The organism is Streptomyces alkaliphilus (assembly GCF_014141535.1).
GTDB classification, from domain to species: domain Bacteria; phylum Actinomycetota; class Actinomycetes; order Streptomycetales; family Streptomycetaceae; genus Streptomyces; species Streptomyces alkaliphilus.
The window spans coordinates 1-3445 of the sequence record NZ_VKHT01000563.1; the positions used below are offsets into that span (position 1 = coordinate 1).

Annotated in this window: 4 protein-coding genes; all 4 read right to left on the bottom strand. The window is 73.4% G+C overall.

All coding sequences use genetic code 11. The annotated features are described in order from the left end of the window. Positions 1-662 (bottom strand): precorrin-6y C5,15-methyltransferase (decarboxylating) subunit CbiE (cbiE, locus tag FNQ90_RS16715; RefSeq protein ID WP_182607118.1); only part of this gene is annotated, 662 nt, incomplete at its 3' end. A 232-nt stretch (positions 663-894) separates the two neighbouring features. Beyond that, entirely contained in the window at positions 895-1527 is a 633-nt protein-coding gene (locus tag FNQ90_RS16720) for a GNAT family N-acetyltransferase (protein ID WP_143622789.1), read from the bottom strand. Between the two features lie 219 nt (positions 1528-1746). Beyond that, positions 1747-2604 carry a MetQ/NlpA family ABC transporter substrate-binding protein gene (locus tag FNQ90_RS16725; protein ID WP_182607119.1) on the bottom strand — a complete coding sequence of 286 codons (858 nt, stop codon included), beginning with the start codon at positions 2602-2604 and terminating at the stop codon, positions 1747-1749. Positions 2605-2729: 125 nt separating this feature from the next. Further along, positions 2730-3401 carry a methionine ABC transporter permease gene (locus tag FNQ90_RS16730; RefSeq protein ID WP_182607120.1) on the bottom strand — a complete coding sequence of 224 codons (672 nt, stop codon included), beginning with the start codon at positions 3399-3401 and terminating at the stop codon, positions 2730-2732. Between the last annotated feature and the right edge of the window lie 44 nt (positions 3402-3445).

Below are 3445 nucleotides of genomic sequence, written 5' to 3' on the forward strand. Positions count from 1 at the left end.
GGGGTGGCGGACGTGCCGGTGGGGCCGCCGCGGCCGGTGAGGGGAGTCGTCGGGGTCCCGGGGGCGCCCACCACGATGGTGACGTTGGGGTCGGTCCAGCGGTGCCGTGCCACCCGGTCCGAGGTGAGCACGGTGACCCGCTCCCCCCCGGTGCCCGGTGCCTCGCAGATGACGAAGGTGCGCAGTTCCTCGCCGAGCAGGAGGGCCAGTTCGGCGGGGCCGGCCCCCGGCGAGGTCAACACCGCGACCTTGGGGTGGGCCCGGCAGACGTTGACCGCACGGCGCAGGGTGCGACGGTTGGCGGTCACCACCCGGGCGTCCTCCCAGGGCATCCCGGCCCGGGCGAAGGCGATGGAGACCGCCGAGACGGCCGGGATCACCTCGACCTCCAGGCCGTGTCGCGGGTCGCGCAGGGCGCGCAGCACCCCGAAGAAGCCCGGGTCACCGTCGGAGAAGACCACCGCGGACCCCCGGTGGACGACGATGCGTTCCACGGCGCGCTCGACGCTGCCCAACGGCACGCGTTCGGCGGCTTCCGGTACCTCCGCCGCCTCGAGGTGTCTGGGGGCACCGGCGACCAGGGTGGCGGCGTCCAACGCCGCCCGGGCCGCCGGGGACGGAGGCGTTCCGTCCCATCCGATCACCGTCACGCGGTCGGCCATCGCCAGTGATCTCCCGGACTTGTCGCAGGTGGGCGCGGAGAGCGTATCGTGTGCGCCCGCCGGTGGAATCGCGCCGCCCCGCCCGGCGGTACCGGGGCCCCGGTGCGGGGTGTTCAACCGGCGTCCCGCGGTGCGCGACGGGGCCGGGGTCGGGCGGATGAACCGAGGGGGTGACGCCGGGGCCCCGGGCGGCTCGAGGGCTCCCCTCCGCCCCGGGCGGGTCGAGGCAAGGTCAAAGGGGACGGGGGGCACCGCCGTGATCCGGGTCCACCGGGTCATCGGTGTCATCGAGGTCCTCCGGGAGGAGGCCCCACACGATCACGTCGGTGCGCAGGTCGGTCCATCCGCCGTCCTCGGTGCGGCTCCGCACGATGGCGGCGTTGCGCAGGACCCCCTCGCTGAGGCACCCCACCTTCAGCGCGACCTGTTGGGAGGCGGTGTTGGCCGCCGCCGTGCGCAACTCCAGACGCTCGAACTTCTGGTCCCCGAACAACCAGCGGGCGGCGGCCAGCACGGATTCGGCGGCGTAACCCTCGCCCCGGGCCCACGGCGCGACGGCGTAACCGATCTCCGCCGCGCCGGTGCGGTGGTCCACGTGGTGGATGTGGACACTGCCGACCAGACGCTGGGTCAGCAACTCCGTGACGGCGAGGACGAGACCCCGCCCCGAGAGCCGCTCGGCGGGGGCTCGGCGCAGCACCCAGTCCCGCCCGTCGGCCTCGGTGTAGGGGGTGGGGACCGAGGTCCAGGCGGCGCAGAGTTCGTCGTTCATCATCTCGACCAACTCGGGGAGGTCGGCTTCCTCGAACGCGCGCAGCACGAGGCGTTCCGTGCTGATGGTGATGTCGGGGAAGGTGGAAGTCATGCGCCGCTCCAACGCCGGGGTCCGGAGGGGACAGCATGCAGCATCCCGGCATTCCGCGCACGACCGCCCCCCGGACGGGTCGGGCGCGTCGTTCGGGCACCGTTCGGATTCGGCCGGACACCCACCGGTGTCCCCGCCGCCGGGCACGGCGGGGACACCGGTGCGGGACGGCGTGCGGGAGGCGTGGCGCCCCGCCCCCGTCGCTCGCCGGGGGAACCGTCAGGAGGCGGGGAGCACCGAGCCCTCGTAGGCCTCCTCGATGTGGGCGCGGACCTCCGGGGAGCGCAACAGCTCCGCCAGCACGCCGATCGCCTCGTTCTCCTCCGAACCCGCCTTCACCGCGAGGATGTTGGCGTACGGGTTGTTCTCCGCCGATTCCAGCACCAGGGCGTCCTCGGCGGGGACGAGCGCGGCCTCCAGTGCGTAGTTGCCGTTGATGACCGCCGCGTCCACGTCTCCCAGCGCGCGGGGCAGGGAAGCCGCCTCGAGCTCGGTGAGGTTCAGCCCGCGGGCGTCGGTGACGTCCTCGGGCGTGGCCGCCGCGCCGACACCCTCGGCCAGTTCGAGCAGACCGTGGTCGGCCAACAGCCGCAGGGCACGCCCCCCGTTGGTGGCGTCGTTGGGGATGGCCACCGTCACGCCCTCGGAGGACGCGGCGAGGTCGACGAGGTCGGCGAGGTCGGCGACCACACCGGAGTACAGGCCCAGCGGCTCCAGGTGGACATCGGTCACCGGGACGATGTCGGTGCCCTGCGCGGTGTTGAAGTCGTCCAGGTAGGGGCGGTGCTGGAAGTAGTTGGCGTCCACCTCGCCGTTCTGCAGGGCGGTGTTGGGCAGCACGTAGTCGGTGAACTCCATGACCGTCAGCTCCAGGCCGGCCGCCGGGGCCAGCTCGTCGCGGACGAAACCGAGGATGTCGGCGTGCGGACTCGGGGAGGCCGCGACGGTGAGGGCGAGTTCGTCGCCCTGTCCGTCGCCGGCGGCGGACGCCTCGCCGGAGTCGAGGCCGCAGCCGGTGAGCGCGAGGGTGAGGGCGGTGGCGCCGGCCAGGCCGGCCGGGGTGAGGCGGGTGCGCACGGGTGGTTCTCTCTCTCGGGTGGTACTCGGGTGGTACTCGGGTCGCACGGGCCCCGGGTCGGGGATCGGTGCGGTGCGCGCGGGGCGCGTCCGTCCCGGGGTGGCCGGGAACGGTGGGTCCGGGATCAGGCGTCGGCCCGCTCCCGGCGGTTCAGGGCTCGGACGACGATGTCGCCGGCGAGCTGGACGACGGTGACCAGGACCACGAGCACGGCGACGATCAGCAGCATGAAGTCGGTCTCGAAGCGCTGGTATCCGTAGGTCAGGGCGAGGGTGCCCAGTCCTCCGCCACCGACCGCCCCGGCCATGGCCGAGTAGCCGATCAGGACGATGACGGTGGTGGTCAGGCCCGCCACCAGGGAGGGCAGTGCCTGTGGCAGCAGCACCTTGCGGACCACGGTGACGGTGGATCCCCCCATGGCGAGGGCGGCCTCCACCAGGCCGTGGTCCACCTCCCGGACGGCCGTCTCCACCAGGCGGGCGAAGAAGGGGATGGCCCCGACCGCCAGCGGCACGATGGCGGCCGTCGGCCCGATGGAGGTGCCGACCAACAGACGGGTGAAGGGGATCAACGCGACCAGCAGGATGATGAACGGCAGCGAGCGGCCGATGTTCACCACCACGCCCAGGAGCTTGTTCACCGGTCGGTTGGCCAACAGGCCCCCACGGTCGGTGAGGACCAGCAGCAGCCCCAGCGGGAGGCCGCCCACCAGGGTGATCAGGCCCGACCAGCCCACCATGTGGAGGGTGTCGAGAGTGCCCTGGGCGAGGAGTTCCCGCATGCGTTCGGTGGTCATCGGGGCGCCTCCCCGAAGAGGCCCGGGGCGGAGGGGGCGAGGAC

What these genes read in the sequence shown, in the direction of transcription:
- FNQ90_RS16720 (WP_143622789.1), bottom strand. Translation starts at nt 1,527, where the DNA reads ATGACTTCCACCTTCCCCGACATCACCATCAGCACGGAACGCCTCGTG.
- FNQ90_RS16730 (WP_182607120.1), bottom strand. Translation starts at nt 3,401, where the DNA reads ATGACCACCGAACGCATGCGGGAACTCCTCGCCCAGGGCACTCTCGAC.